At 72.6% G+C, this 26,569-nt stretch carries 23 protein-coding genes; 9 read left to right on the forward strand and 14 right to left on the reverse strand.

Annotated elements, in window-relative coordinates; all coding sequences use genetic code 11:
• Positions 1 to 474: 474 nt before the first annotated feature.
• Positions 475 to 1,341, forward strand: coding sequence for a DUF899 domain-containing protein (locus WME83_RS48695; RefSeq protein ID WP_437316538.1), 867 nt, complete (start codon positions 475 to 477; stop codon positions 1,339 to 1,341).
• Between the two features lie 18 nt (positions 1,342 to 1,359).
• On the opposite strand, the gene WME83_RS48700 is transcribed toward WME83_RS48695, so the two are convergent.
• From WME83_RS48700 to WME83_RS48715, 4 genes are all read right to left on the reverse strand, one after another.
• Positions 1,360 to 1,743 (reverse strand): hypothetical protein, encoded by a 384-nt coding sequence (locus WME83_RS48700; RefSeq protein ID WP_437316539.1) that lies wholly within the window; start codon positions 1,741 to 1,743, stop codon positions 1,360 to 1,362.
• 45 nt (positions 1,744 to 1,788) lie between these two features.
• Positions 1,789 to 2,445, reverse strand: a complete 657-nt coding sequence (locus WME83_RS48705; RefSeq protein ID WP_437316540.1) for an HAD family hydrolase — start codon at positions 2,443 to 2,445, stop codon at positions 1,789 to 1,791.
• Between the two features lie 107 nt (positions 2,446 to 2,552).
• Complete coding sequence (locus WME83_RS48710; protein WP_437316541.1) at positions 2,553 to 4,286, reverse strand: amidohydrolase; 1,734 nt, start codon at positions 4,284 to 4,286, stop codon at positions 2,553 to 2,555.
• Positions 4,287 to 4,471: 185 nt separating this feature from the next.
• The gene (locus WME83_RS48715; RefSeq protein ID WP_437316542.1) at positions 4,472 to 5,086 is read right to left on the reverse strand and encodes a hypothetical protein; all 615 of its coding nucleotides are present in this window, start codon (positions 5,084 to 5,086) and stop codon (positions 4,472 to 4,474) included.
• A 362-nt stretch (positions 5,087 to 5,448) separates the two neighbouring features.
• Here WME83_RS48715 and WME83_RS48720 point away from each other — a divergent pair, with 362 nt between their 5' ends.
• A complete protein-coding gene (locus WME83_RS48720) occupies positions 5,449 to 6,009 on the forward strand; it encodes a hypothetical protein (RefSeq protein ID WP_437316543.1) in 561 nt (186 codons plus the stop codon).
• A gap of 146 nt (positions 6,010 to 6,155) precedes the next feature.
• Here the strand turns inward: WME83_RS48720 and WME83_RS48725 are convergent, their stop codons facing one another.
• The 3 genes from WME83_RS48725 to WME83_RS48735 all read right to left on the reverse strand — a co-directional run bounded on the left by WME83_RS48725 (position 6,156) and on the right by WME83_RS48735 (position 10,646).
• Positions 6,156 to 7,286, reverse strand: coding sequence for a hypothetical protein (locus tag WME83_RS48725; protein WP_437316544.1), 1,131 nt, complete (start codon positions 7,284 to 7,286; stop codon positions 6,156 to 6,158).
• A 277-nt stretch (positions 7,287 to 7,563) separates the two neighbouring features.
• Positions 7,564 to 8,226, reverse strand: coding sequence for a hypothetical protein (locus tag WME83_RS48730; protein ID WP_437316545.1), 663 nt, complete (start codon positions 8,224 to 8,226; stop codon positions 7,564 to 7,566).
• A 536-nt stretch (positions 8,227 to 8,762) separates the two neighbouring features.
• Complete coding sequence (locus WME83_RS48735) at positions 8,763 to 10,646, reverse strand: CotH kinase family protein (protein ID WP_437316546.1); 1,884 nt, start codon at positions 10,644 to 10,646, stop codon at positions 8,763 to 8,765.
• A gap of 335 nt (positions 10,647 to 10,981) precedes the next feature.
• Here WME83_RS48735 and WME83_RS48740 point away from each other — a divergent pair, with 335 nt between their 5' ends.
• Complete coding sequence (locus WME83_RS48740) at positions 10,982 to 13,549, forward strand: M1 family metallopeptidase (RefSeq protein WP_437316547.1); 2,568 nt, start codon at positions 10,982 to 10,984, stop codon at positions 13,547 to 13,549.
• A 29-nt stretch (positions 13,550 to 13,578) separates the two neighbouring features.
• Here WME83_RS48740 and cysW read toward each other — a convergent pair whose 3' ends face one another.
• The 5 genes from cysW to WME83_RS48765 all read right to left on the reverse strand — a co-directional run bounded on the left by cysW (position 13,579) and on the right by WME83_RS48765 (position 19,696).
• Complete coding sequence (gene cysW, locus WME83_RS48745) at positions 13,579 to 14,481, reverse strand: sulfate ABC transporter permease subunit CysW (RefSeq protein ID WP_437316548.1); 903 nt, start codon at positions 14,479 to 14,481, stop codon at positions 13,579 to 13,581.
• A 30-nt stretch (positions 14,482 to 14,511) separates the two neighbouring features.
• Positions 14,512 to 15,429: an ABC transporter permease gene (locus WME83_RS48750; protein WP_437316549.1), complete on the reverse strand. Its 918-nt coding sequence runs from the start codon at positions 15,427 to 15,429 to the stop codon at positions 14,512 to 14,514.
• Positions 15,429 to 16,493 carry a sulfate ABC transporter substrate-binding protein gene (locus tag WME83_RS48755; RefSeq protein WP_437316550.1) on the reverse strand — a complete coding sequence of 355 codons (1,065 nt, stop codon included), beginning with the start codon at positions 16,491 to 16,493 and terminating at the stop codon, positions 15,429 to 15,431. Before WME83_RS48755 ends, WME83_RS48750 begins: the two co-directional genes overlap by 1 nt.
• A 112-nt stretch (positions 16,494 to 16,605) precedes the next feature.
• Positions 16,606 to 18,087: a hypothetical protein gene (locus tag WME83_RS48760; RefSeq protein WP_437316551.1), complete on the reverse strand. Its 1,482-nt coding sequence runs from the start codon at positions 18,085 to 18,087 to the stop codon at positions 16,606 to 16,608.
• Between the two features lie 121 nt (positions 18,088 to 18,208).
• Complete coding sequence (locus tag WME83_RS48765) at positions 18,209 to 19,696, reverse strand: hypothetical protein (protein ID WP_437316552.1); 1,488 nt, start codon at positions 19,694 to 19,696, stop codon at positions 18,209 to 18,211.
• A 223-nt stretch (positions 19,697 to 19,919) separates the two neighbouring features.
• On the opposite strand from WME83_RS48765, the gene WME83_RS48770 reads away from it, so the two are divergent.
• Together WME83_RS48770 and WME83_RS48775 are read left to right on the forward strand one after the other, a co-directional pair.
• Positions 19,920 to 20,330, forward strand: coding sequence for a VOC family protein (locus tag WME83_RS48770; protein WP_437316553.1), 411 nt, complete (start codon positions 19,920 to 19,922; stop codon positions 20,328 to 20,330).
• Positions 20,331 to 20,612: 282 nt separating this feature from the next.
• The gene (locus WME83_RS48775) at positions 20,613 to 21,668 is read left to right on the forward strand and encodes a 2-isopropylmalate synthase (RefSeq protein WP_437316554.1); all 1,056 of its coding nucleotides are present in this window, start codon (positions 20,613 to 20,615) and stop codon (positions 21,666 to 21,668) included.
• Between the two features lie 52 nt (positions 21,669 to 21,720).
• Here WME83_RS48775 and WME83_RS48780 read toward each other — a convergent pair whose 3' ends face one another.
• Positions 21,721 to 22,050 carry a hypothetical protein gene (locus WME83_RS48780; RefSeq protein ID WP_129580459.1) on the reverse strand — a complete coding sequence of 110 codons (330 nt, stop codon included), beginning with the start codon at positions 22,048 to 22,050 and terminating at the stop codon, positions 21,721 to 21,723.
• Positions 22,051 to 22,174: 124 nt separating this feature from the next.
• On the opposite strand from WME83_RS48780, the gene WME83_RS48785 reads away from it, so the two are divergent.
• Positions 22,175 to 22,348 (forward strand): hypothetical protein, encoded by a 174-nt coding sequence (locus WME83_RS48785; RefSeq protein WP_165374560.1) that lies wholly within the window; start codon positions 22,175 to 22,177, stop codon positions 22,346 to 22,348.
• A 44-nt stretch (positions 22,349 to 22,392) separates the two neighbouring features.
• Complete coding sequence (locus WME83_RS48790) at positions 22,393 to 22,665, forward strand: hypothetical protein (RefSeq protein ID WP_437316555.1); 273 nt, start codon at positions 22,393 to 22,395, stop codon at positions 22,663 to 22,665.
• A 30-nt stretch (positions 22,666 to 22,695) separates the two neighbouring features.
• Here the strand turns inward: WME83_RS48790 and WME83_RS48795 are convergent, their stop codons facing one another.
• On the reverse strand, positions 22,696 to 23,427 hold the full coding sequence (locus tag WME83_RS48795) for a TetR/AcrR family transcriptional regulator (RefSeq protein ID WP_437316556.1): 732 nt from the start codon (positions 23,425 to 23,427) through the stop codon (positions 22,696 to 22,698).
• Positions 23,428 to 23,561: 134 nt separating this feature from the next.
• On the opposite strand from WME83_RS48795, the gene WME83_RS48800 reads away from it, so the two are divergent.
• Entirely contained in the window at positions 23,562 to 25,226 is a 1,665-nt protein-coding gene (locus WME83_RS48800) for an FAD-dependent oxidoreductase (RefSeq protein WP_437316557.1), read from the forward strand.
• Positions 25,227 to 25,402: 176 nt separating this feature from the next.
• Complete coding sequence (locus WME83_RS48805; protein ID WP_437316558.1) at positions 25,403 to 26,425, forward strand: sialate O-acetylesterase; 1,023 nt, start codon at positions 25,403 to 25,405, stop codon at positions 26,423 to 26,425.
• Positions 26,426 to 26,569 lie beyond the last annotated feature (144 nt).

Here is a 26,569-nt window from a genome sequence, read left to right on the forward strand (position 1 = left end):
TGGACATCACGGACCGTGCCAGACTCGTGGCAGCAGCGCGGTTGCGCGCTCGAAGGCCGGGAGCATCGCGGCATGGCCGCTGGCCACGTGCGCGGCAACGCCTCCGGCGTGAGCCTTCCAGCGTGACATGTCACGCCCCGGAGCGAGACATGTCACGCCCCGCAGCGAGACATGTCTCGCCCCTGGAGCGTGACATGTCACGCCCCGCAGCGTGACGATCGCGGTCCCCTCACCCAGCGTGATCCAGCGCGGTGGTGAGCGAGCTGGAGCTCGTCCGCCGCGTCACGCGTCACGAGCGCCTCCAGTTTAGCAAAATAAAGCAAAAATAATGCCACCGTCTCGCCGGGGGTGGACGCTCTTTCGACCAGCGCGCCGATGAGATCCGCGCGCTCCGGCAGTCCATGCTCCGAGCCCGTCCCCGGGCACCGCCCGCACCGGGCGAGGCCCATTCCCGATCACCCAGGAGACGTACCCATGACCCGGATCGAACTACCGCGCGTCGTCTCGCGCGCCGAGTGGCTGGAGGCGCGCAAGGCGCTGCTTACCCGCGAGAAGGAGCTGACGCGAGCGCGCGACCAGCTCAACGCGGATCGGCGGCGCCTGCCGATGGTCGAGGTGACCGAGCCCTACGAGTTCTCGGGGCAGCACGGCAGGCTGCGCCTGCTCGATCTGTTCGAGGGCCGGCAGCAGCTCATCGTTTATCACTTCATGTGGCTGTTCGAGGACGGCAAACCCAAGGACCGCGGCTGCCCGAGCTGCTCGGGCTACGCCGATCAGATCTCGAAGGGCCACCTGCGGCACTGGCACGCGGTCGACACCACGTTCGCGTTCATCTCGCGCGCTCCGTGGGAGAAGATCGCGCCGTTCAAGGCGCGCATGGGCTGGCCCGTGCCCTGGTACTCGTCGGAGGGCAGCCGCTTCAACTACGACTACCACGTCACGCTCGACGAGTCGGTCGCGCCGGTGGAGTACAACTACCGTACGCCCGCCGAGCACGAGCAGGCGGGCTCCGCGTATTATCTGGGCGGCAAGCAGCCCTTCGACCTGCACGGGCTGAGCTGCTTCCTGCGCGACGGCGAGCGCGTGTACCACACCTACTCGACCTACGGGCGCGGCACGGAGTCGACGGGCGGCTCGTACTACTTCCTCGACCTGACCGCGCTCGGGCGCCAGGAGGACTGGGAAGAGCCCAAGGGGCGGAGCGCCGGGCAGGGCGCCAAGGCCGGCGACGAGCGCATCCGCTACCCCGACGAGCAGGAGGATCTGTCCGACTCGAGCGGCGCGCGGCCCGCGCTCACCGCCCCCGAGGCCGACGACTGCTGCTCGCGGCTGCGGCGCTGAACCGCGCCGGATGACCCCTCACCGCGCGCCGAACCTCACGTCCAGGTCCGGGTACTTGCGCGCGAGGTACTCCAGCGCCAGCGACGTGTGACAGCGCCGAACGTCGGGCTGGCGCGCCGTGGGGCAGTTGCAGCCGAGGAAGACGTCGCCCTCCCGGGCCTCCTGCGCCAGCGCGTCGAAGCGCGACGCTTGCTCCGCAAACCGCTGATCGAGCACCGCGATGTAGGCGGCGCGAAACCGCTCGAAGCTCGCTTGCGAGGGGTCGGACAGGAGCGCTTCGACGATCTCCGGGGTGGGCCTCAGGACGTGCTGCGTGTGCTTGCGCGTGTCGTACCGTCTGCCCTCTGGCAACGGATCGCCGTCCCGACGGCGCCCGCGGACGATCTGGTAGCGTGCGATCATGCGCCCGATCCTACGCTCGTAGGCGCTGTACGGTCCGCGCGCGCGTCACGGAGCTCGCCCTCCGTTCTCGCGCGCCACGAGCGCCTTCAGCTCGTCCAGGCCGTGAAGGGTGTACGTCGCGCCCTCGCCTCGAGGCACGCCCGGCCGCAGGAGCTGCGCCGTCCTGATCCCGAGCCGGTTTCCCGCCTCGATCTCCGACGCCAGGTTGTCGCCGACCACGAGCGCCTCTCTGGGGTCGAGGCGGTGAGCGCGCAAGATCTCCTCGAAGATCCCCTGCTTTCCCTTCCTGCCCGGCTCATCGATGGCGTCGACGTGGATCTCCACGAAGAGGCGCGCGAGCCCGAGCGCCCTGATCTTGCTCTCCTGGAGCCGTCGAAAGCCGGACGTCACCAGGAAGCGCAGGGTGGGCAGCTCCGCGAGCGCGCCGAGGTCGGGGTAGCCGCGCATCGGCGCCGTCACCTCCAGCTGGGCGCACGCCGCCCAGCCGGCGGCGAGCATCTCCGCGGAGAAGCCGTGCTCCCGGGCGACGAAATCGAGCGCGTGGCGCCAGCAGTCGGAGAACGCCCGTTCGAGCGCCTCCTCGGACAGCTTGCCCCGGTTCGCCCGCCGGATCGCCGCGAAGACCGGATCGAGGAGCTCTCTCCCCACCTCGTCCGCTGCGCTCAGGCAGTTGTCCAGATCGAAGAGGATGGCTTGGATCATCCCGCAGGTTCCCTCGCGCGCGAGCGTAGGCGAGCGGCGCCGCCGGCCGCAACGGCGAGCCCGGCCGCCCGTCCGGCGGAGCCGCGCTCCGCGGCGGTGCGCCGCCCTCATGGCGCGCGCGCCGCGCGATGGGGGCGCGGCGCGCGCGCCACGCGGCCGCCCACGACCACCATCTCGATCGGCGTGTCGACGAGCGAGCGATCGGGCGAGAGATCCCGGCCGAGGACCGTCAGATCGGCCACGTAGCCCGGCGCGATCCGGCCCCGCTGGCCCTCGGCCCAGGCGGCGTACGCGGGCGCCGCGGTGAAGGCCACGAGCGCCTCGTCGAGGTCGAGCCGCTCCTCGGGCATCCACCCGCCCGGGGGCTGCCCCGAGAGATCCTGCCGGGTCACGGCCGCGTAGATGCCGAGCAGCGGCGAGGGCTCCTCCACCGGGAAATCCGAGCCGAACACGACGCGCGCGCCCGACGCGAGCAGCGAATGCCAGGCGTACGCGCCCTTCAGGCGGTGGGCGCCGAGCCGCGCGGGCACCCACGGCATGTCGCTCGTCGCGTGGGTCGGCTGCATCGACGCGATCGCGCCGAGCGCCGCGAAGCGCGGCAGATCGTCGGGCGAGACGATCTGCGCGTGCTCCACCCGGAACCGGAGCGCCGCCGCTCGCCCCGGGCCGAGCGCCTCGAACGCGTCGAGCACGGCGCGGTTCGCGCGGTCGCCGATCGCGTGCACCGCGAGCTGGAAACCGGCGTCGGCGACGAGCCGCGCCGCGCGCGCGAGCGCCTCGCGATCCATCAGCAGGAGGCCGCTCGTCGAGGGCTCGTCCGCGTACGGCGCGAGGAGCGCCGCGCCGCGCGAGCCGAGCGCGCCATCGGCGAAGAGCTTGACCCCGCGCAGCACGAACATCGCCGTGCCCGCCGCGTCCGCGTCGGGCGCGCGCGCACTCAGCCCCTCGAGCCGCCCCGCGCCCGCGAGGTATGCGTGGACGCGGATCGGCAGCCGCCCGGCGGCGGCGAGCGCGCGGTAGACCGCCACGGTCTCGTCGTCGATGCCCATCTCGTGCACGCCCGTGAGCCCGGACGAGAGCGCCTCCTCGGCGGCCCGCAGGATGCGCCGCTCGCGCACGGCGGGCGGATCGGCGGGGATCTTGGCCTCGACGAGGTCCATCGCGTTATCGATGAAGACGCCCGTCGGCTCGCCCGCCGCGTCGCGCAGGATGCGCCCGCCCGGCGGATCCTGCGCGCCCCTGCCGACCCCGGCCGCGCGCATCGCCGCCGCGTTCGCCCAGAGCGCGTGCCCGTCGACGCGGCGCAACGCCACCGGGTGCTCCGGCGCCGCGGCGTCGAGCGGGGCGTGCGTGGGGAACGCCGCGCCCGGCCAGAGGTTCTGGTCCCAGCCGCGCCCGGTGATCCACTCGCCCCTCGGGCGGGCCTTCGCCGCCTCGGCCACGACCGCGGCCGCCGCCTCCGCGCTCCTCGCGCCGCGCACGCTCGGCGTCTCCAGCGCGACGCCGAGCCCGTAGAGGTGGGCGTGCCCGTCGACGAGCCCGGGCACGACCGCGCGCCCCGGCAGCTCCACGACGCGCGTCGCCGGCCCGACGAAGGCCTTGGCGCCTGCCGCGCTGCCCACGAAGACGATCCGCTCGCCGCGCACGGCGACCGCCTCGGCGCGCGGGCTCCCGGGGGCCATGGTCCGGACGACACCGGCCCTGATCACGAGATCTGCGGGCGCTGGGGGCTCTGCGGGCGCCCCGGGCGCCGGCGCGGCGGCGGGCGGGCCAGGGGAGGCACAGCCGAGGGCGAGGCTGCCGAAGAGGCTCAGGAGCGCCGCTCGGAGCACGTTCGACATGAGCGCCACCCTAGCACCCGCGCGGGGCGCGCAACGGCGGTCAGGGCGTCGGCCTCCCCTCGGCCGAGCCAGCGCCGCAGGAAGGGGATGGGGAGTCCCTGAGGAGCGGGTTGCGCTCCCCAGAGGCATTCCGGCGGCTCATCGCGCAGGGAGGCGTCTCGCCCCGGCAAGCGGGTGGGGCGCGCTCAGTCGCACAGGACCTCCTCCGGGGCACACGTACCGTTCACGCAAACCTGGCCACCGCGCTCCGGATCCGCGCACTGGATATCCGGGCAGTCCTCTGCCGTCGTGCACGGTATGCCGTCTTCCTCCGGCTCCCCCATGATGGCGCCCTCTTGGGCGGCCATCATGGACAACGCGTAAGCGAAGGCGCAGCCCTCCGCCTTCTCGGGATCCCGCTTCTTCGCCTCATCCAGGGCCTTCGTGGCGCGCTCGTACTCCTCGAAGCACGGTTGACCCTTCGAGGGGCCGCCTTCTTCGGAGGTGGCGCTGTCGAGCTCCTCACAGGACATCTCTTGCGACAAGCAGGCCATGGCCGTCTGGTACTGTTGGACCAGAGGACCGCAGACGTTGTCGTTCTGCATGGCGTCGTAGACTTCGTCGAGCGTGGTCGCGCACAGCTGAACGGTCTGGCCCTCGCCCAGCTCCCCACACGCGTCGAACTTGGCGCAGATGGCCTGCGCTTGCTCCGCCGGCGTTTGCTCCACAGGCGCTTCGCTCTCGCCTGGACACCCAGGCATGGCCATCACGACGAGGCCGAGGAAGGAGGCATGGAGGAGGACGTTCTGGATCTTGTTCATGGCTTATTCTCTCTCTGTCATCACCGGCGAGCCCGGCTGGCAGAGCTTCATGGCAACCGACGTGCCGCCCTGCCGAGCGCGTGGCCCATCGAGGAGAACGGGCGGCGCGGCGCACCGATCGCGCCGCACGGAGCGGTTGGCGCGCCAGCGAGCCCGCCTGCGGGTCCAGCGTGCGCATGGCAAACTTTGCCGTACTGGCAACGATTGCCCCCACGTCTGGGCAACAAGCAGCAAGGATTGCCATCGTGCGCGCCGAGGAAGGAATCCCGCGCCGAAGGCGTAGTTCCTGGGGAGTATACGATGACGTAGTTCCTGGGGAGTATACGATGACGTGTGCCCAGCATCGACGGCGAACGCTGTCGATGGATCCCCGCGCCGCACGCCCGTGGCGCCCTCGCGGCGGCCTGTGCCGCGCGCCGATCAATCAGCGGGGCACGCGGCTATTTCAGGTAAGCGCCGCAGCGCCCATCGCCGCTCTCGACGTCGTTCGCCGTCGCCTTTCCTGGAGGGAACGCCCCGCGATCGCAGAGAGCGGCCAGGATATCGAGGATCTCCTGCGCCATCTCCTTGCCTGTGCTCCCGCGGACCTGACGCTCCATGGGCGAGCCCGGCTGTTCGTTCAGGCGCAGCCCAAGGGGCGCAACACCGGGCGGGGCGCCAAGGCCGGCAACGAGCGCATCCGCTACCCCGACGAGCAGGAGGATCTGTCCGACTCGAGCGGCGCGCGGCCCGCGAGCTACACCTACCTTCGTATGGAATCTACCAAGAGGCTGGCCGGAGGCTGGTGGTCCTTGCACGCCGTCCCGGATCACCTCGTATCGCGGCTGCCGAACGTGAAGGGCATGACTCCACAGACGTGGGTTCGCCAGCGGTCGAAGCACGTGTTTCCTGCCTGGGTGGAGGATTGGTTCCGCAAGACCTGATCGGCCCCGGCGCGCCACCATGGGTTCATTGCTTCCCACCATCGCACAACGTGCTTGCCGGCTCTCGGCGGGGCTGCGCGTGGGGTGCACGAGCACCGCGGGACACACGGGGGAGATCGCGCAAGACGCCGGGGTCGGAGCGCGCCTCAGCGACGACAGCCGATGCGCTCGGTCGCGACGACGACGTCGTCGTACAGGATGGTGCGCGCGTCGGAGACCGCCAGCCCGCGCGCCTCCATCTCCGCCCGCCGGCGCGCGTCCGAGTCGCGCTCGTAGTACGCGTCGAGCACGAAGCTCTTGAAGCGCACGTCGCCGCTCGAGCGGAACTCGAAGCCCTCGAACGGGCCGGGCGGCGTGCACGCGCTGAAATCGCACCCTCCCGTGTGGAACTCGGCGCGGAGCCAGGTGCCCTCGGGGTGGCCAGGGCGATAGTCGCCGATCGCCACGCCGTCGATCCAGAACGCGAGCGCGCCGTCGCTCGCGCCGACCGTGTTCGCGCGCGCGTGCATCTCGACGCAGAACCAGCGGTCGCGCGGGAACGGCGCCTGACCCGGCGGCTGGAAGACGTTGCCGTAGTAGTACGTGCTGCCTTGATCGCCCGCGCAGCCGGGCGTGGCGGTCCCGTCGTTGCAGCGGCCGGAGCGCATCTTGTACCAGTAGACGTAGAAGTTGAAGACGTCGTCGGTGTTCGTGTCGAAGTCGAACCAGAACCCCTCGTCTCCGGGCGGCACCGTATTCGCGAGGCCGCTCGCGTCCCACCCCTCGACGCCCGCCGCCATGCGCACCCAGTGGTGCGGGTTCGGGGCGAGCTCGGGGAAGCGCACGTGGAAGCGCCAGTAGATCGCGTCGGCGCGCTCGTGGGTGACCCACGTGGAGGAGGAGACGTACGTCTCCTCCTCCAGCTCGGCGGTCGTCACGGTCGAGCGGAGATAGCCCCGTCCACCATGAGCCGTGGCCGGGTCGGCCTCGATGTGCAGGGTGCGCGTGTCGGCGGTGGGCCCGTCCCAGCGCCCCCACCCTGCCTCGAAGTCGTCGTGGAAGAGCACGGCCGGGTCGCCCCCGATCCCCACGTCGTCCGGATAGCGCGCGCTCAGCGTGTCGCCGGGCGGCGGCGCCGATGCGTCCTCGCCGGTTCCGCCGCCGTCCTCGCTGCCGCCGTCCGCCGGCGGGGGGGACGCGTCCGCCGGTGCGCCTGCGCCGCCGGCGGCGTTCGGCGGGTCGTCGCAGCCGGCGAGGATGAGGGCGACCGTCAGCGTCAATTTCAGAGGGTTCGTCATCCTTCCATGCTACCCGCACCTCACGCGCAGGCGGTCGCTCGGAGCGCCGGCCGACAGCGCTTCAATGACATCGCGTAGGCCACGTGGCTCTGTCACGCGATGTGCGCGGCGGCGGGCCTCGGGCTCCCGGACGCGATCGGCGACGCTCCCGCGCATGCAGGCGGACTCGCGGCGCGGCTCGGGCTGCACGGCCCGTCGCTCTATCGCATGCTCCGGGCGAGGCCGACGATTGTTGCTCCCGGCTGCGGCGCTGAACCGGGCGCCTCGCGCCGCGCCCTTATTTCAGATAAGCGCCGCAGCGCCCGTCGCCGTCCGCGACGTCCTTCGCCGTCGCCTTCCCGGGAGGGAACGCCCCGCGATCGCAGAGGGCGGCCAGGATATCGAGGATCTCCTGCGCCATCTCCTTGCCTGTGCTCCCGCGGACCTGACGCTCCATGGGCGAGCCCGGCTGTCCGTTCAAGATCTTGAACCAGTCCTCGTACGCCTTCTGCCGCGCGTGCGAGCCGAGCGAGTAGGCGCCGTCGTCGAAGAGCACCTTCGTCCCGTCGTCGCCGTGGCACGACGTGCAGCGCTCCTTGATGTGAGCCTTCCCACGGGCGGCGTCGCCGCCCGGCAGGAGCGCGTAATGCCCTTGAGCCGGCGGCTTGACCGTGAAGATCTGGTCGGGGTGCGGGAGCGCGCCGTCGCGGACGCCGGTCACGAACGCGGCCATGGCCTCGATCTGAGGGGGCGTGAGCACGTCGCCGTACGCGGGGATCTCGCGATCCCCCTTCGTGAACAGGAGGACGAGCTCCTCTTGCGTCTCGCGTCCCCCGAGGAGGTTCCTCGAGACGGCGTACCCCTTCGCCATCGCGCTCGGCCCATAGATGCCCTCGCGCCCTTTGAGATCCCAGCCGAAGAAGTTCTTGAGCCGATAGTCATGGCCAGCGTCGTTGCTCATCGTCTCCCCGGATCCGAGCTTCAGCGTCCCATTGCCCGAGGGACCGCCTTGGCCGTCCAGGGCCCCTTTGGTCTTCGAGCTATCGGGGACGAAGGCCGAGAACGGGGGCTCTTTCCCATAAAACTTGTCGAAGAGCCGGCCGCCGAGCGCCGTGTCGACAGCGGGCGTCGCCGGCGCAGGCTGCGTGGGGACAGCGGCGGGTGCGGGGTTCGCGGAATCCGAGGACGGTTGGGGCGGCTCGTTCGCCGGCGCGGCCGGGCCGCAGGCCGCTGCGCAGGCGAGGAGCGCGGCGAGCGAAGTCGAGAGGGCAGCGCGACCTGGAGCGAGCGCGCGCGAGGGGGCACGGTTGAACAAGACAGCCTGCTGACGAGGGGGGATCACGCGGGCACTGTATTCACCTCCGGCCTGGCGCCGCAACGGCGGCGCAGCTCCGTCGACTCACGAGCGGACGAGCGGCTCGCGCAGATCTCCCGTCGCAGGCCAGCGGCGCGGCCCGGCTTGGAGGGCCTCTGCGGCCAGGCCGCCGGCGGCCCTCGTCAAGGCAGCCTGCACACGTAGGGCAGCTCGGCGTCGCAGGGCATGTCGTTCCACAGCCCGCTGGCCCAGCTCGCGATCTCCACGCAGTTCTCCCCGTCGCCGGCGTTGTTCGGCTCGCCGCCGGCCCAGCGCTCGTCGTCGTACGGTGTGCCGTCGGTCCACGCGAAGTCTCCCTCGGACTCGGCGTCGGTGAGCCCGATCCAGTAGTCGCCCGGCTGGATCGCGTCGGTGCGCGAGACCACGAGATCCTGCGTCTCCGCGTCGTGGATGGACACGAGGTGCCCGCCCTGCGCGACGCAGTCGAGCTCCGCGTCCTCCCATGTCGCGGGCGCGAAGCAGAGCGCCAGGGAGCCGCCCTCCGGGAGCGCCAGCAGGCCGCAAGGCGGGCACGACGGGTCGTCGTCCACGCGCCCATCGCAGTTGTTGTCGATCAGGTCGCACAGCTCGGGGGCGCCCGGGTGCACCGAGGCATCGCCGTCGTCGCAGTCGTCCCCGCAGCCGGACGAGCCGTCGCCGTCCGCGTCGACCCCGGCAGGGTCCGCGCAGGCGAGCGACGCCCGCACGTCGGCCGGGCGGTCGTTCAGGAAGGCGATGGTGGCGTCGATCTGCGACGCGACGACATCGGCGCTCACCTCCCGGCGCGGATCCGCGAGCACGTCGGCCCAGATGAGGTCGCGCGCCGCCTCGGCGTCGCTCACGAGGTCGAGCGCCGACGCGCGCTCGAGGACGCGCTCGAACGTCGCGGCGAGCGCCTGCAGGCACGGCGGTGAGGCGGTGCACATCCGCTGGAGTCGGGCCTCGCCGCCGAAGGGATAGAGAGGGTCCACGAAGGTCTGGTCGACGCCCCACGGCAAGAAGGTCCAGCGGCCATCGTCCGGGCGCCGCGCGATGAAGTAGTTGTTGCGATACCAGGCATAACCGTCCCAGTGGCCGATGAAGGTCTCCGCGGCCGCGAACGCGAGGTACCGCTCCATGTCGATGCGCCGCGACGCCTCGGCGAGGAACGTGTCCGGGCTCTCCATCTCGTCGAGCGCCTCCACAAGCTCCACCAGATCGGCGAACCCGACGTCGTCGCCGTTGTCCTGGTCGAAGGTCGCGATGCTCGAGCGCTCGAGATCGCTCCCGTAAGCCCCCTCGTACAGGCTGCCCTTGTGGCCGCCGAACCATCGATCGAGGAAGCGAGGGTTATCCGCGGTCTCGACGGTGGCATACAGGCCGTAGAGCGAGCCGTTCACCCAGACCGTCGCGTGGGCCGAGCGCGGCGCGGGCACGTCCATCGCGCGGAACAGCGCATAGGCCAGGCGCTCGTGGATCATGCTCGGGTCCTGAACCATGTTGTTGAGCGCGAGCTTCTCCACCCCGAGCAGGGTCTGGTCGTCGGTGAACTCGTCGAATTTCAGCAGGAATGCGGCCTTCTGGTCCAGGGTCCGGAACGAGCCGTGGACGCCCTTGAGCCGCACGCCGACGTCGGCGAGCTCGATCACCTCGCCGTCGACGGTCACCGTGAGCTCCCCGGGGACGTAGTCCTCGGGCTCGGCGTTGAGCCGATCGATCGACACCTGCGACAGCGCGATCTCGAACCGCGGGACGCTCGTTCCAGCGAAGAGCGGCGCCGCAGGATCGGGCGGCGGCTCCTCCCCGCCGGTGCCGCCGGAGCCGCCGGTACCGCCGGAGCCGCCGGCGCCCGTCCCACCGCCCGCGCCGCCCAGCCCGCCGGAGCCGGCGGCCCCTGCGTCGCCGCCGGAGCCGCCCGCGCCCGAGCTGACCGCGCTGCTGCCGTCCGGCCGGGGATCCTCCGCGGCGTCGCCGCAGGCGACGAGCAGCGCAATGGACATCGCGAGCGGACCGGGCCGGCTCCAGGAGGGCGAAAAGGACTTTCTCACGGTCATTCTCTTTTACATGGGTTGCCCGCTCCTTGCACGTCTCCTCGAGTCAGCACGCATCGCGGAGCTCGCGCCCGCCTTCGCGCGACATCCGGAGAGGCGCCGGCGGGGAGCCCGGGTGCGAGGGCTTCATCGTCCACGCCGACCTACACCGGCACAGACGGATAAGGCGATGGTCCCGGCCCGCCGCGCGTCGATCCCGCGTCCACGAGCCTCCACGCGCGGTGCCCCGCGCCCTCGATCTGCGCTCGCCGTGCGAGGAGCACGAAATCGGCGGGGAGAGGAGCCAATCGGCGGAGGTCCACGGCTTCTTCTTCCTCCATCGAGGTGTTCGAATGGACCTTGCCAGATCCCTTGTCCGCCCGGGGGCGCGCCTCGCCGCCATCCTCCTGGCGGCGCTCGCGGCCGCGTGCTCCGGCGCCGATCCCGTCGCTCCAGGGCAATCGCCGCCCGACGACACGCAGCAGCCGCCGCCCGACACCGGGCCGCCCGAGCCCGAGCCGCCGGCGGGCGCGGCGATCGACGTCCAGCGCTACGAGGTGACGGGAGAGTTCGACTGGAGCCGGGAGCGGCTCGTCGCGACGGTCGCGGTGACGCTCCTGCCGGGCGACGACGGCCTGCGCTCTCTGCGCCTCGACAGCGCGGTGGCCGAGGTCAAGGCGGTCCGGCTGGCCGGGGGCGCCGACCTGCCCTACGCGGTCGACGCCGAGCCCGGGGCGCTCCGCATCGACGTCTCGCGCGTGCCCGGCATCGCGGCGGACCAGGCGATCACGCTCGAGATCGACTACGAGGCCGCCGGGAGCGCGGCGCTCCGCGCGATCCCCGCCCGCTGGGGGGACCCCGCCGCGTCGCGCGCGGTCTACACGATCTCGGAGCCGCTCAACGCCGCGCTCTGGATGCCGTGCCACAACACGCCCGAGGACCGCGCCGTCTTCTCCATCGACCTCGCGATGGACGCGCACGAGACGATGATCGCCAACGGCACGCTCGTCTCCGACGAGCGGGGCGCGTCGGGCCGTCGCATGAAGTACGCGACGGACTACACGGTGCCGATCTACCTCATGGCCTTCGCCATCGGCGACTTCGAGGTGGAGGGCACGATGAAGGGGAGCCTCCCCGTCTCGGTCTGGCACCGGCGCGGCGTCCCGGGCGACTACGGCCGCCTGCTCGACGAGGTGGTTCGCTCGATCGGCCTCTTCGAGGAGCTGCTCGTGCCCTATCCCTTCGAGAAGTACGCGGTGGTGCTCGTGCCGGAGTTCGGCGGGGGCATCGAGAACCTCGGCATCAGCTTCCAGGGGGAGCTCGGGAGCACCGCTCCGACGATCTCCGAAGACCTGATGCTCACGATCCACGAGATCGGCCACCAGTGGTTCGGCGACCTCGTGACGGTCGAGAGCTGGGACGATCTGTGGATCAAGGAGGGCATGGCGACGTTGCTCGCCAGCGAGGGCGCGCGCGTCTACCTGGATGAGAGCGGCGAGGGAACGCTGAACGGCGACTCCTTCTCGGCCGGGTCGCACAACCCCATCGTGGATCCGGACCGCGCTCCCGCCGATAAGTACACGTCCGGGCCCTACGGCCGCGCTGCGTGGCTGCTCACCCAGATCCGGAGCCTCGTCGGGGAGGAGGCTTTCTGGGGCACGCTGCGCGACGTCCTCGACGACCACCGCTTCGGCGCCATCGGTACGGACGAGTTCCTCGACGCCTTCGCGGGGCCCCTCGGCCCCGACGCGGCCGCCCGCGCGCGGCGGGCGGTCCGGGCCAGCGCGCTCCCGCACCTCGATCTCGGGCGGTCGCCCTCCGGCGGCGTGCTCGTGACGTTGCGCGATCCGGATGGGGCGCTGGTTGCGCCGATCGATCTCCTCTGGATCGCGGACGACGGCGCGACGCGCTCGCAGGTGCTCGAAGTCGACCAGGGCGTGGACGTCGCCCCGCAGCGGGAGGGCGAGCTGCTGATCCTCGACCCGCTCGACCGCCACGTCTCCTGGCACCACCTGGTCGATTTCAGCCTGCAACCGGACGACCTCCCGGCGCGCCTCGCCTCGTTTCGCCTTCCCACGAGCCCCTCGCAGGTCGCGCGCCTCCTCGAGGCCGGCGGCGTCCACCAGACGGCCGTCGTCGGCGCCGGCTTGCCGGAGCCCGTGACCCCGGACGCGTTCGCGGCCTTCCTCGCCGGCCTCGACGCTGAGGACGCCAAGGCCATGGCGGTCTGGGTGGCGTGCATTCGGGCCGCGGATCCGGCGCTGGATCCAGCGCTGCGGGCGGCGTGGTCGAGCGCGCTCGCGCGGCTGCTCGCGGGGCCTCCCTACGCGCGGTGGACCGAGTTCACGCCGTGGCTGGAGTACGGGGCGTGCGGCGAGGTCGTCGACGTGCTGGCGCTCTACGCGGACGAGTGGTCAGCGCTCGCGGCGGGGCCCCCGGCCGGCGATCTCTCCGACGCGCACCTGAGGTTCCTGTACAACTTCGACCTGCCGCTCGAAACGGTGCTGTCGTCCTGGGGGAACGTCGCCAGGCAGTCCAGCTCGCTGCGCGCGCGCTCGCTCGCCACGACCCGGATCCGCACCGAGGCCGATCGCGCTCCGCCGGAGGATTTCCCCGCCTTCCGCGCCTTTTTCTCCGAGATCGTCGCGTCCACGGAGGTGCCCGATCTCCTCTCCGAGGCGCTCACAGGGCTGAGCCGCACGATGGCGCCCACCGCGGCGGAGAACGCGGAGGCCCTGGCCGCCCTGAGCCAGCAGCTGCGCACGGCGTCGACGACGCCGTTCGATGGATGGGTGGTGTGCGTCGCCTTCGCGCTGACGCAGGGCGACGCCGCCGCGTGGAGCGAGTTCGTCAGCGGCCTCGACGGCGTGGAGCTCTCCGCCGAAGCCGCCGAGATGCTCGAGGACCTCGCCCGCTGCTGAGGGCGACTCCGCGCCTCGGCAACTCCGATCTATCCGCCGTCCTTCTTCCTCAGCTCGCCCTTGAACCGCCACTCCACCGCCGCCTTCACGGCCAGCGTGATCACCGACACGCCGGCGAGGAGGCTGGCGACGGCGAACGCGGGCACGACGCGGACCATGTTGGCATAATAGACGCGCTCGACGTGGAGCGGCAGCGTCACCTGATCCGACGAGCCCGCGGAGACCACGTACACGGCGCCGAACTCGCCCATCGCCCGGGCGGTGCAGAGGATGACGCCATAAAGGAGGCCCCACCGGATGTTGGGCAGCGTGACGCGCCAGAAGATCTGCCACCCGTTCGCGCCGAGGACGCGGGCCACCTGCTCCTCCTCGCTCCCCTGGGCCTGCATCAGCGGGATGAGCTCGCGCGCGACGAACGGGAAGGTGATGAACACCGTGGCGAGCACGATGCCGGGCAAGGCGAAGATGACCCGGGTGGAGACGTCGAGGCTCGTGAACCCGAGGCTCACCGTGTAGGTCCGGTTCACGAACGCCCCGAAGAACCCGTTGGCCCCGAAGAGCAGGACGAAGCACAGCCCGGCGACCACCGGCGAGATCGAGAACGGCAGATCGATCAGGGTGACGAGCAGGCTCCTGCCCCGGAACTCGAACTTGGTGATGGCCCACGCCGCCGCGACGCCGAACAGCGTGTTGAGCGGCACCGCGACGGCCGTGGTGAGGAGCGTGAGCGCCGCCGCGCGGAACGTCGCGCGATCGAAGACCGCCTGTCCATAGGCGCGCAGGCCCTCGCTGAAGGCGTGCCAGAACACCACCCCGAGCGGCAGGACGAGGAACACGCCGACGAGCAGCACGCACAGGCCGATCAGCAGCCGGCGCGCCCCGCGGCCACCGGCGGTGTCGTCGCGGCCTGCCTGGGAGCGGGGGGCGAGCATCGCTCGACTCGGGTCCACCGGCCGCGGGCGTCAGCCCGCCGCCCTGCCCGTGTGGGCGCGCGCGGCGGCGCGCTGGAGCAGGTTGATCGCGAGGAGGAGCGCGAACGACGCCCCGAGCAAGAGGACCGCGACCGCCGTCGCGTCGGCGTAGGTGCCCGTCTCGTTCACCTCGATCATCTTGATGATCACCTGAGACGCGATCTCGGTGTCCGGCCGGTTGCCCGAGATGAAGATCACCGACCCGTACTCGCCGAGGCCGCGCGCGAGCGCCAGCGCGAACCCGGTGAGGAGCGCCGGCGCGAGCTCGGGCAGGACCACGGCGCGGAAGATCTTGAATCGGCTGGCGCCGAGCGTCGCCGCCGCCTCCTCGACGTCGCGGCTCAGGTCCTCGATCACCGGCTGCACCGTGCGCACGACGAACGGCAGGCCGACGAAGGCCATCGCGATCACCACGCCGAGCGGCGCTAGGGAGATCCGGTCGTACACCGTCCACGCGATCGGCGATTCGCGCCACCCGGCCGCGAACCCCCGCCAGACGGGCCACGGGTACCGGAATCCCACGCTGGAGAGCGCCCTGCCGAGCAAACCGCCCTCGGCGTACAGCGTGGAGAGCGCGATCCCGGCCACGGCCGTGGGGAGCGCGAACGGCAGGTCGATCACCGCGTCGATGAGGCGCGCGAACGGGAAGGTGTACCGGCCGAGCACCCACGCGATGAGCAGGCCGACGACGACGTTGATGAGCGCCGCGGCGACCGAGGCGCCCAGCGTGAACCGGACCGCCGCGGTGACCCAGCCGCTCGTGATCACCGCGAAGAAGCGACCCCAGCCGAGCTCCGCCGTCTTCAGGAACAGGGCAGAGAGCGGCAGGAGGACGACGAGGCTCAGGTAGAGCACCGCGACGCCCAGGGAGAGCGAGAACCCGGGGAGCACGCGCGCGCCGCGCGACATCACTTCTTCCGCATCTTGTCGAGCTCGGCCCCCTGGCCGAAATGGACGCTCATCACGGTCGGCCAGTCGGTGAAATGGTCCTTGAACCGGAACAGCGTGAGGGGCCTCAGCCGATCCGCGTGCTTCTTCGCGATCGCCTCGCTGTACGGGCGGTTGTAGCGCTTCGCGATGAGCTCCTGGCCCTCGTCGGAGAAGTGGAACTCCACGTACGCCTCGGCGATGTCCTTGACGCCGTGCCGCTCGGCGACCTTGTCGACGACCGCGAGGGGGACCTCGATCGTGATCGAGTCCGAGGGGACCACGACCTCGAACTGGTCGGCCGTCGCCGGATCGGCCGCGATCTGGAGGATCTCGTTCTCCCAGCCGAAGAGGACGTCGCCCGTGCGCTGCACGATGAAGCGCGTCGACGAGCCGCGCATGGCCGGGTCGAGGATGGCGTCGTCGTAGACCTTGGCCGTGAACTCGCGCGCCGCGGCCTCCGCCTCGGCGTCGTTCCGGCCCTCGGCCTTCGCCTTGCGCGCGGCGTGCGCCCAGGTCGACAGGTAGATCCACCGCGCCCCGCCGCCGGTCTTCGGATCCGGGCACAGCGACACCACCTCGGGCCGCGCGAGGTCCTCCCAGGCCTTCACCTGCTTGGGGTTGCCCTTGCGGACCAGGAAGATGACGGCCGACGTGTACGGCACCGAGCCGTTCGGCAGCCGATCGCGCCAGGTCGCGGGCAGCAGGCCCGCCTTGGCGATGGTGTCGACGTCGAAGTCGACCGACAGGGCGGCCACGTCGGTCTCCTTGCCGGCGGCGATGTCGCGCGCCTGCTTGCCCGACGGGCCGTGATCGGTCTCCACGTCGACGTCCCTGCCGGTCTTCTGCTTGTACCACCGCTCGAACGCCGGATTGAGCTCCTGGTAGAGCTCGCGGGTGGGGTCGTACGACGCGACCGAGAGCTTCGCGACCTGGCCCTCCGCGCTCCCCTCGGCCGCGGTCGTCGTCTTCTTCTCCTCGCACCCGGCGGCGGAGAGGAGCAGGGCGCCCAGCGCGAGCGCGAAACGGAGCGAGGTTGTCTTCATCGTCTCATCCTGGGTGGAAAGGGCGGCAACTCTACCGCCGGACACGGCCCTTGTCGCGAGGAGAGCCCCGCGCTCTCCGGCGGAACGGCGCGGCGGCCGCGGGCGCTCGCGCTCAGGGCGGCGCGAGCCGGACCGCGACCGGCGACGGCTGCTCCGCGACGTCCAGGCCGACGCCGAGCTGCCCCTCGTTGTTGTACCCCCAGCAGAGGACCTCGCCGGTCGTCTTCAGCGCGCACGTGTGATGATGGCCGACGGCGAGCTGCGCTACCCCGTCGATGTCCGCGTAGACGGGCTGCGGAGAGCGCATCGAGCTGCCGTCGCCGAGGTGCGGAGCCCCCCACATCGCGAGCCGCCGCGCTTCGCCGGTCACCGCGCCGCTCCGCTCGAGGCCCGCGCCGATGTGCAACGCCTGCGGCAGCACGACGAGCTTGGGCACCGGCACGGGCTCGAAGTAGCCGATGCCCACCGCGCCGTTGGCGTCGTTGCCGAAGCAGTGGACCTCCACCCCCTTGCGCGCGCAGGTGTGCCGGTCGCCCGCGGCCACCTCGTCGACGCCCGCGCCGAGGGGCGGGTCCACGTCCACCGGGGAGTGCACGTCGTCCTGCGACCCGATGCCGAGCTGTCCGTCGGAGTTCCGGCCCCAGCAGAGGAGGCCTCCGTCAGAGGCCCTGATGGCGCAGGTGTGTTCCTGGCCGGCCGCGACCCGCCGGACGTCGCTCCGGATCAGGACCGGTTCGGGATAGACCGTCTGCATCACGTCGCTCCCGTTGCCGAGCTGGCCCTGGTCGTCGGCGCCCCAGCAGTAGAGCTCGTCGCCCGTCTTCACCGCGCACGAGTGCGCCGCGCCGAGCGAGAGCTGCACGACGTCGATCAGGCCGTTCACCCACACCGGCGCGCTGGCCGGGTGGAAGCCGTTGTCGCCGAGCTGCCCCACCGTGCCGCTCCCCCAGCAGGTGACCGTCGTGTCCTCCAGGATCGCGCACGTGTGCGCGGGGTTCACGCCGAGCTCGGTCGCGCTCGAGTTCCCGCCGCCCGCCGCCACGTGGAGGGCCTTGCCCGGAAGGGGGACCTGCGCTGGCAGGGGGACGACCGGCTCGCTCTCCGACCTCCCCGATTCGCCGAACGTGTTCCTGCCCCAGCACCACACGCTGCCGTCCCGCCGGAGCGCGCAGGTGTGGGCGAACCCGGCCGAGATCTCGACCGGGTCGTTGCAGAAGGCGCCCTCGTCGCCCGCCGCGCACGCCGTCGCGCAGCGGGTGCCGCAGGCGCCGCAGTGCTCGTGGGCGCTCGCGCTCGTCTCGCAGCCCGGGGCCGCGGCGTCGCAGTCCAGGAAGCCGTCGTCGCAGGCGACGCCGCAGCGGCCCGCCTCGCACGTCGCCGTCTGGTGCTCCGCGGCGGGGCAGTCCTCCGGCGAGGAGCACGCCTCGCCCTGGCCGCCCGCGCCGCCGCCGGCACCCGCGCCGCCCTGGCCGGCGCCGCCGACCGCGCCGCCCGCGCCCGCCGCGAAGTTCCGCTCGGAGGGCGAGCAGCCGGCGCAGAGCGCGAGGGTGAGGAGCGCCAGCGAGGTCGTCATCGAGCGGGGCGTGGGCGTCATCGAAGCTCCTGAAGCGGTAGGTTCCCGGAGCAGCAGGTCGCTCCTGGATCGGCCTTGTACGTCGCCGCTCCCCGCACGGAAAGCGGGGCCGGTCGGGAAGACCCTTACGCCGCGCTCGCGCTCAGGGCGCGAGCCTGACCGCGACCGGCGACAGCTGCTCCTCGACGACGTCGACGCCCACGCCGAGCTGTCCGTGGACGTTCTCGCCCCAGCAGAGCACCTCGCCGGTCGTCCGCAGCACGCACGTGTGGTGATAGCCGGCGGCGAGCTGCGCCACGCCGTCGATGGGCACGTCGACCGGCTGCGACGACAGCCCTGGCTTCCCGTGGCCGAGGGCGCCGACGCCCCACATCTTGAGGCCCCGCGCGGCGCCGGACACCGCGCCGCTCCGCTCGCGGCCGACGTCGATGGTCGCGGCCTGAGGCACGGCGACGAGCGTGGGCTCTGGCACGGGCCCGTAGCGGTCGGCGCCCACCGCGCCGTTGTAGTCGTTGCCGAAGCAGTAGACCTCCACGCCCTTGCGCGCGCAGGTGTGCCTGTCGCCCGCGGCCACCTCGTCGACCCCCGCGGTGAGCGGCGCCGCGACCTCCACCGCAGAGGTGGCGTTCTCGCGGGCCCCGCCGAAGCCGAGCTGCCCGTCGAAGTTCCGGCCCCAGCAGAGCAGGCCTCCGTCGGACGCCTTGATGGCGCAGGTGTGCTCCTGGCCGGCGGCGACCTGCCGGATGTCGCTCCGGATGAACACCGGGGTGGCGGTCTGCGGCAGCTCCCCGTTGCCGAGCTGGCCCTCGTCGTCGGCGCCCCAGCAGTAGAGCTCGTCGCCCGTCTTCACCGCGCACGAGTGCGCCGTGCCGAGCGAGAGCTGCACGATGTTGATCAGGCTCGGCACCCGCGTCGGCTCGCGCGACGCGTGGAAGGAGCCGTTGCCGAGCTGTCCCAGCGTGCCGCGCCCCCAGCAGGTGACCGTCGTGTCCTCCATGATCGCGCACGAGTGGGCAGGGAGCGACTCGTCATCGCGCGAGAACCCGCCGCCCGCCGCCACGTGCAGGGCCTTGCCGGGGAGGGCGACCTGCGCCGGCACGGGGACGACCGGCTCGCTGTCCGGCTTCCCCGACTCGGAGAACGAATTCCTGCCCCAGCACCAGACGCTGCCGTCCCGCCGGAGCACGCACGTGTGGGCGAACCCGGCCGAGATCTCGACCGGGTCGTTGCAGAAGGCGCCCTCGTCGGCCTCCACGCACGAGGTCGCGCAGCGGTTGCCGCAGGCGCCGCAGTGCTCGATGTCGTTCGCGCGCGTCTCGCAGCCCGGGGCCGCGACGTCGCAGTCCAGGAAGCCGGCGTCGCAGGTGACGCCGCAGACGCCCGCCTTGCACGTCGGCGTCTGGTTCTCCGCCGCGGGGCAGTCGTCCGGCGAGGCGCACGCGTCGCCCTTGCCGCCCGTACCGCCCGCGCCGCCTCCGGCGCCCGCGCCGCCCGCGCCGCCGTGGCCGGCGTCGCCGCCTTGACCGCCCGTGCCCGTCGCGAAGTTCCGCTCGGAGGGCGAGCAACCGGCGCAGAGCGCGAGGGTGAAGAGCGCCAGCGAGTTCGTCAGCAAGCGAGGCATGTACGTCATCGAAGCTCCTGAAGCGGCAGGTGTCCCGGAGCAGCAGGTCGCTCCTGGAACAGCTTTTTACGATGCCACTGCCCGCACGCAAAGCGGGTCTCTTCGGCAAGATCCGGACGCCCGCCGGCGATGGATCGCCCTGCGCCGGTGCGCCGGCGCGCTGGTTTTTGGGGGAGACGCCCCTGGCGGCGCCGCGTAAGGTCGCTGCGCCATCCGGCAGGAGGGAGATCGCATGCACCGGAGTCGCCTTTGTGCTCTCGTGATTGACTGCAAGGTGGAGGACATCGACGCCGCGGCGGATTTCTGGAGCCGCGCGCTCGGCAAGCCCGTCAGGAAGAACGCGCCGGTCGACAGCGGCTACCGCGAGATCGAGACGCGGGACGATGAGCTCATCATGCTGCTGCAGCAGGTCGAGCACCCGAGCCGGACGCACCTCGACATCGAGACGGACGACCTCGACGCCGAGGTGCGGCGGCTCGAGGCGCTCGGGGCGCGGCGCGTGGAGTTCATCAAGCGCTGGTGGGTGATGGAGGCGCCGACGGGCCATCGCTTCTGCGTCGTCCGCCCGCAGCGCGGCCCGCTCGAGGCGCACGACAACGCCAACGTCTGGAGCGACGATCCCGGCAAACCGGGCGCGCGGTGAGCCGGGGCGCGCGGTGAGCCGGGCGCGCGGTGAGCCGGGCGCGCGGTGAGCCGGGCGCGCGGTGAGCCGGGCGCGCGGTGAGCCGGGCGCGCGGTGAGCCGGGCGCGCGGTGAGCCGGGCGCGCGGTGAGCACCGCGCGCAGATCGCGGCTCGGCCGGGCGTCCGCCGGAGATCGGGACCTGCTCCGACGGCCGACATGAAGTAACCTCTCCCCCGCGCCGGTCGACGCGGCGCGCTGTGCATGCGCCACGCCGAGCTCCCCCGCGACATGACATGCAGCGCATGAGCACCGACGGCCGGGATCCCGGCGCAGCGGCCCAGTTCGACTGGAATCGCGCGGAGCCCGCGCCCGCGGAGCGCCGGCTCCCGCCGGGCGGCGTGCCCGCCGAGGCCTGGGCCGCTGCCCGCGCCGAGGACGAGGCGTGGCTGCCCTTCGAGCGCGCGGCCCGGCCGGTCGAGGTGCTCGACGAGACGCTGCGCGACGGCATCCAGGGCGTCTCCACGGTGAACCCGCCGATCGCGCAGAAGATCGAGCTGCTCCAGGCGATGGCGGGCGTCGGCGTCGACGCGGTGAACCTCGGCATCCCCGCGGCCGGGCCGCGCCAGTTCGAGGACGCGTGCCTGCTCGCCCGCGAGATCGTCTCGTCCCGGCTGCCCCTCGCCCTGACCGCGGCCGCGCGCACGACCGCCGCGGACATCGAGGAGGTCGCCCGCGTGGCCGAGCGCGCCGGGGCGCCGATGGTGGTCTACGCGTTCATCGGCAGCTCGCCGATCCGGCATTTCGTCGAGGGGTGGGGGCCCGATTTCCTGGCCCGCAGCGTCGAGGCCGCCGGGCGGGCCGCCGCCGCGGCCGGCCTGCCCTTCTGCCTCGTCGCGGAGGACGCGACCCGCGCGCCCCCCGGCATGCTCCACACGCTCTTCCGCGCCGCGGTGGACGCCGGCGCGGCGCGCCTCTGCCTCTGCGACACGACCGGCCACGTCACCCCGCCCGGGGTGGCGGCGCTGGTCGCGTTCGCCCGGCGCGAGCTCGCGGCCCTGGGCGCGCCCGGGATCGAGCTCGACTGGCACGGCCACAACGACCGCGGGCTCGGCCTCTCCGCCGCGCTCTGGGCGGCGGCGTGCGGGGTCGAGCGGGTCCACGCCACGGCGCTCGGCGTCGGGGAGCGGGTGGGCAACAGCTGCCTCGAGCTGCTCGTCGACAACCTCGGTCGCCTCGGCGCGCGCGCCCCGGTGCCGCGCGAGCGCCTCGCCGCGTACTGCGCGGTCGCCTCGCGCGCCCTCGCCTGGCCCATCCCGCCGGACCACCCCATCGCGGGGGCGCTCGCTCGCCGGGGGTGACGTCGTCCCTCGGCGGCGTGTGACGTCGTCCCTCGGCGGGGCCCGACGGCGTTCACCCGCCGGGCGTGGCCTTGCCGCCGCCGACGCGCGCCAGGGCGGCGTGGACGATCGGCGCCGCGGGCGCGAGCGCGTCCGCGAGCTCGCCGACGCGGGCGGCGGCGCGCTCGGCGCGGGTCCACGCCGACGAGAAGCCGAGCGTGCCGGGCGGGTGGGCCGCGGCGAGGGCGATCGCCTGCCGCAGATCGTCGCCCACCGCGGCGATGGCGTGGAGATCTGCCACGCTCGCCCCCCGCGCGCGCGCCGCGGCGTAGAGCGCGCGCACGATGCCGAGCAGGTCGCGAGCGGCCTCCAGCGGGAAGGGGTCGTGGCGGATCGAGAGCACGCCGGCCGCAGATCACGGATGCCGGGGCGGGGCGTCAAGCCGGTGCCGCTCGTGCGCTGCGGCTTGAAGATTGCAAATGCGCGTGAACTGCGCGGTGGCTCGACGGTTGCACTGGAGGAGCATCATGAACAACCGCACGCATGAGCTCGCAAAGACGGACGTACCCGGCGGCGACGAGGAGGTCCCGCTGCCGCCGAACCCGGGTGACCCGGGGCCCGAGCAGCCCGAGCCGCCCTCGCCCGACCCCACCCAGGACCCGCGCATCCCGCCGCAGGGCGACTTCCCGCGCGGGGTCTGAGCCGCGCGCATCTCGATGCTGCGCGTTTGCCGTGGAGGAAGCGTATGAACGAGCGGAAGATCCAGGAGATCAAGAAAGAGGCCGCGCGTCAGGCGGCGGTGGGCGCCTCGGGCGGGAGGGAGGGGCCTGACGAGCACGAGGCGCCGAGCGACATGCCCAAGCCGCCGGTGGCCATCGAGGCGTCCACGGCGGCGCAAGAGGACGGCGGCCGGCAGCCGAACGGGACCGGGAACGTGCCCGCGGCGTCGAGAGCGGCCGAGCGCGGCCCCGGACCGACCCAGGGCGCGCCGGCGGTGAAGCCGCAGGGCGACCGCTGAACGCGGCGACCCCGCCGGGCCGTCACGCCGTCACGCGCCGGCCCGCTTCTTCTTCCCTCTCCGGGCCGCCGGCGGCCTCACCGGAGGCTTCGGCCGCGGCCCGTACGCGCGGAGGAACATCTCCAGGTTCTCGTCGACGATGGCGTCGATCTGCGACGGCGCGAGCGGGAGCGTGCCGTAGACCGAGACGTCCTGCGCCTCCGCCGAGAGGAGCGCGATGAACTGCCGCGCGGCGCGCTCCGGCTTCGCCACGTCGAGCCGGCCGCGCTCGGTCTCGCGCGCCAGGTAGCCGACGAGGCGGATCATGAACCGCAGCGGCCCACCCTGAGCCCACGCGAGGCGGAGCTGCGGATAGCGCGCGACCTCGGACACCACGAGCCGCCGGAACGCGGAGAGATCCTCGCGGAACACCCACGCGAGCAGGCGCCGCCCGAGCTGGCCGAGCGCGACCGCCGGCTCGGCGTCGGTGGCGAAGAGCTCGTCGAGCGCCCGCTCCTGCTCGGCCGACGCCGCGCCCTGCACGCCCTCGATCACCGCGAAGAACAGGCGCTCCTTGTCGCCGAAGTGGTTGTAGATCGTCTGCTTCGACACGCCCGCCTCGGCGGCGATGGTGTCGACGCTCGCGCGCGAGACGCCCTCGCGCAGGAACACGCGCTTCGCCGCCTCCACGATGGCGGCGTGCTTCACGGGCGAGCCCGCGGCGGGGGGAGCCGAGGCGCCCCCGGGCGCAGGCCTGGGGTCGAGCCGCTTCCGGGTTGACATTTGGACTCATCAGTCCAATTTGTTGGACTGCCGAGTCCAACCGTAGACCATCACCGCCGCGCGCTCACCCGAAAAGCGCGCGCGCCGGCCTGGGCTCGCGCTGCGCACCGCCACCCTGCGAGCGAGGTGAAGGCATGGATCACGAGCCTACCGAGAGCGAGCCGCCGGTCCCCGTCCTGATCGTCGGTGGAGGCGTCGTCGGCCTCTCGGCCGCGCTGTTCCTGCGCCGTCACGGCGTCGACGTGACGCTTGTCGAGCGCCACGCGGGCACGTCGATCCACCCGCGCGCCCGCGGCGTGAACGCCCGCACAATGGAGCTCTACCGCGAGCTCGGCCTCGAGCCGGCCATCCGCGAGGCGGGCGAAAAGACGCCGATCCACCTGGGCTTCCTCTTCGGCGAGACGCTCGCGCAGGCGATCGACGCGCCCCTCGGCAAGCTCTTGCGCCGGCTCTTCCGCGCGCTGCTCGGGCGTGAGATCGGGCTCGGATCGGCGAGCCCCACGCGCGCCTGCCGGATCACGCAGGATCTGCTCGAGCCGGTGCTCGCGGCCGCGGCCCGCGAGCGCGGCGCGCGCCTCTCGTTCTCGACCGAGCTCGTCTCGTTCGAGCAGGACGGCGAGCGCGTGCGCGCCGTGCTGCGCGACCGGACGACGGGGGCCACGCGGCGCGTCCGCGCGCGCTACCTCGTGGCGGCGGACGGCGCGAAGAGCCCGGTGCGGCAGGCGCTCGGCATCTCCACGAGCGGCCGCGGTTCGCTGGGCCATCTGCTCAACGTCCTCTTCGAGGCCGATCTCGCCGACTTCGTCCGAGATCGGGAGTTCAGCCTCGCGATCGTCCACCACCCCGAGGTGCGCGGCCTCTTCGCCGCCATCGACAACCGCGCGCGCTGGGTGTTCCACCTGGTGTACGACCCGGCGCGCGAGTCGCCGAAGGACTACCCGCCCGAGCGCTGCGCCTCGCTCGTTCGAAAGGCGCTCGGCGCGGGCGATGTGCCGATCCGGATCGAGAGCGTTTTGCCGTGGGAGTCGGCGGCCCGCGTCGCCGATCGTTACCGGGTCGGGCGCGTCTTCCTCGCGGGGGACGCCGCGCACCTCATGCCTCCCTGGGGCGGCATGGGCGCGAACACCGGAGTCGCCGACGCCCACGATCTCGCGTGGAAGCTCGCGTTCGTGCTGCGCGGCGAGGCGCGCCCCGCCCTGCTCGACACGTACGAGGCGGAGCGCCGGCCCGTCGCCGTCGTGGCGGCGGAGGACTCGGCGAACAACGCCGACGAGCAGGGCCTCATGGCGCGCGCCGCGTTCTCGAAGACGCTCGGCCTCGATCGCCGCTCGATCTGGGGGCGCCTGACCGGCCGAACGCCGCCGAGCCCGGGGCGCTGGCACAAGCTGCTGGGCGTCGGATACCGAGTAGAATCCGCGGCGATCACGGCGGATGGGCGCGCGGCGCGCTTCCGGCTCGACGGCCGCCCGGGCACGCGAATGCCGCACGCGTGGATCGTGCGTGACGGAGAGCGGGTGTCGACGCTGGACCTGATCGACGGGCGCTTCTCGCTGCTCGCCGGGCGCGACGCAGCGGCGTGGGGCGAAGCGGCGCGCGCGATCGGGGCGCCCCTCGGCGCGCTGCGCGCAGGGGTCGATTTCGAGGACGAGCGCGATCGCTGGCAGCGGCGCGCGGGGATCGGGCGGCGCGGGGCGCTGCTGGTGCGACCCGATGGCGTGGTGGCGTGGCGGGCGCGGGGCGAGGAGCAGGACGCAGCGTCGGTGTTGAGAGGCGCGCTCGCGCGGGCGCTCGGGGGGTAGAGCCCTCGCGCTGCGGGCATCTCGGGTCGCCGAGGAGCGCCTCCAGCTCGGCCCGGCGCCCGCTCGATGCCGGTGCGCCGTTTGGAATTGACACGGGTATTGTTAACGTTAACATATCGCCCAGGCCGCTGCTTTGGCTTTGCCCAGGACACGGGTCGGCTGGGGAAGATTCTCTTATGAAAAGCATCCTTCGAGGTACGCCCGGGCTCATCCCCTCGTGCGTCGCGTTCTCGCTGATCGGGGCGCTTGCCTGTAGCGAAGCGGACGTCTCGGCCGGAGCGACCGGACCCGCGGGCACCGGCGGGGCTGGCGCGACGAGCGGCGCCTCTGTCGGCGCTGGCTCCGGGACCACCTCGGCGGCGGGCACCGGGTCGGGCGGCGCGCCTTCCGATGCCGCGTCCTCGGCGTCCTCGGCGTCCGCGGGGGGCGGGGGAGGCGGAGAGGCCTCGGGCGTCGGCGGCGCGGGTGGCGGGACCGGCGGCGGAGCGCCGGCCGAGCCCGTGTTTCATGTCTTCCTCCTCCTCGGGCAATCGAACATGGCCGGGTACCCGAAGGCCTCGAACGCGGACAAGGTGGAGAATCCCCGCATCAAGGTCCTCGGCTTCGACGACTGCGCCGCGACCGGGCGCGTCGAGGGCGAGTGGGACATCGCTGCCCCGCCGCTCCACGAGTGCTGGAACGGAGCGATCGGGCCCGGCGACTATTTCGCCAAGACCATCCTCGACCGCTACCCCGCCCAGGACAGCATTGGCCTCGTCCCGTCCGCCCTCAGCGGGGAGAAGGTGGAGACGTTCATGAAGGCGGGGGGGAGCAAGTGGAACTGGATCCTCTCGCGCGCGAAGGCGGCGCAGGAGGCCGGGGGCGTGATCGAAGGGATCTTGTTCCATCAAGGCGAGTCGAACTGCGGCGACCCCGCGTGGCCCGGCAAGGTGAAGACGTTCGTCTCCGACCTGCGCGCGGACCTCGGTCTCGGCGATGTGCCGTTCCTCGCGGGGGAGCTCCTTTATTCGGGGTCGTGCGCGAGGCACAACTCGCTCGTCGGCCAGCTCCCGGGGCTGATCGCCAACGCCCACGTCGTCTCGGCGGAAGGGCTCGCCATCGATCCTGCCGACACGTGGAATCTCCACTTCGGCCACGACGCGCTGGTCACCCTGGGCACCCGCTACGCCGAGAAGATGATCGGCGTCCTGGGTCTCTGAGCGCGGATTTCACATCGAGAAGAGCGCTCGGATCGAGGCTGGCGCAGCGCCATCGGTCTGGGCATCATCGTCCCTCGTGGCGCTCGCGCGTGCGGCGCCGCGCGGGATGGCCGCGCGGATGACACACCGGTACCCAGGGGTGAT

Origin of the sequence: Sorangium sp. So ce385 (genome assembly GCF_051474135.1) — a bacterium.
Taxonomy (GTDB): domain Bacteria; phylum Myxococcota_A; class Polyangia; order Polyangiales; family Polyangiaceae; genus Sorangium; species Sorangium cellulosum_D.

Excerpts from the sequence above, each read along its gene's own strand:
- WME83_RS48695 (WP_437316538.1), top strand. The coding sequence starts at position 475 with ATGACCCGGATCGAACTACCGCGCGTCGTCTCGCGCGCCGAGTGGCTG.
- WME83_RS48700 (WP_437316539.1), bottom strand. The coding sequence starts at position 1,743 with ATGATCGCACGCTACCAGATCGTCCGCGGGCGCCGTCGGGACGGCGAT.
- WME83_RS48705 (WP_437316540.1), bottom strand. The coding sequence starts at position 2,445 with ATGATCCAAGCCATCCTCTTCGATCTGGACAACTGCCTGAGCGCAGCG.
- WME83_RS48710 (WP_437316541.1), bottom strand. The coding sequence starts at position 4,286 with ATGTCGAACGTGCTCCGAGCGGCGCTCCTGAGCCTCTTCGGCAGCCTC.
- WME83_RS48715 (WP_437316542.1), bottom strand. The coding sequence starts at position 5,086 with ATGAACAAGATCCAGAACGTCCTCCTCCATGCCTCCTTCCTCGGCCTC.
- WME83_RS48720 (WP_437316543.1), top strand. The coding sequence starts at position 5,449 with ATGGATCCCCGCGCCGCACGCCCGTGGCGCCCTCGCGGCGGCCTGTGC.
- WME83_RS48725 (WP_437316544.1), bottom strand. The coding sequence starts at position 7,286 with ATGACGAACCCTCTGAAATTGACGCTGACGGTCGCCCTCATCCTCGCC.
- WME83_RS48730 (WP_437316545.1), bottom strand. The coding sequence starts at position 8,226 with ATGAGCAACGACGCTGGCCATGACTATCGGCTCAAGAACTTCTTCGGC.
- WME83_RS48740 (WP_437316547.1), top strand. The coding sequence starts at position 10,982 with ATGGACCTTGCCAGATCCCTTGTCCGCCCGGGGGCGCGCCTCGCCGCC.
- cysW (WP_437316548.1), bottom strand. The coding sequence starts at position 14,481 with ATGCTCGCCCCCCGCTCCCAGGCAGGCCGCGACGACACCGCCGGTGGC.
- WME83_RS48750 (WP_437316549.1), bottom strand. The coding sequence starts at position 15,429 with ATGTCGCGCGGCGCGCGCGTGCTCCCCGGGTTCTCGCTCTCCCTGGGC.
- WME83_RS48755 (WP_437316550.1), bottom strand. The coding sequence starts at position 16,493 with ATGAAGACAACCTCGCTCCGTTTCGCGCTCGCGCTGGGCGCCCTGCTC.
- WME83_RS48760 (WP_437316551.1), bottom strand. The coding sequence starts at position 18,087 with ATGACGCCCACGCCCCGCTCGATGACGACCTCGCTGGCGCTCCTCACC.
- WME83_RS48765 (WP_437316552.1), bottom strand. The coding sequence starts at position 19,696 with ATGACGTACATGCCTCGCTTGCTGACGAACTCGCTGGCGCTCTTCACC.
- WME83_RS48770 (WP_437316553.1), top strand. The coding sequence starts at position 19,920 with ATGCACCGGAGTCGCCTTTGTGCTCTCGTGATTGACTGCAAGGTGGAG.
- WME83_RS48775 (WP_437316554.1), top strand. The coding sequence starts at position 20,613 with ATGAGCACCGACGGCCGGGATCCCGGCGCAGCGGCCCAGTTCGACTGG.
- WME83_RS48785 (WP_165374560.1), top strand. The coding sequence starts at position 22,175 with ATGAACAACCGCACGCATGAGCTCGCAAAGACGGACGTACCCGGCGGC.
- WME83_RS48790 (WP_437316555.1), top strand. The coding sequence starts at position 22,393 with ATGAACGAGCGGAAGATCCAGGAGATCAAGAAAGAGGCCGCGCGTCAG.
- WME83_RS48795 (WP_437316556.1), bottom strand. The coding sequence starts at position 23,427 with ATGTCAACCCGGAAGCGGCTCGACCCCAGGCCTGCGCCCGGGGGCGCC.
- WME83_RS48800 (WP_437316557.1), top strand. The coding sequence starts at position 23,562 with ATGGATCACGAGCCTACCGAGAGCGAGCCGCCGGTCCCCGTCCTGATC.
- WME83_RS48805 (WP_437316558.1), top strand. The coding sequence starts at position 25,403 with ATGAAAAGCATCCTTCGAGGTACGCCCGGGCTCATCCCCTCGTGCGTC.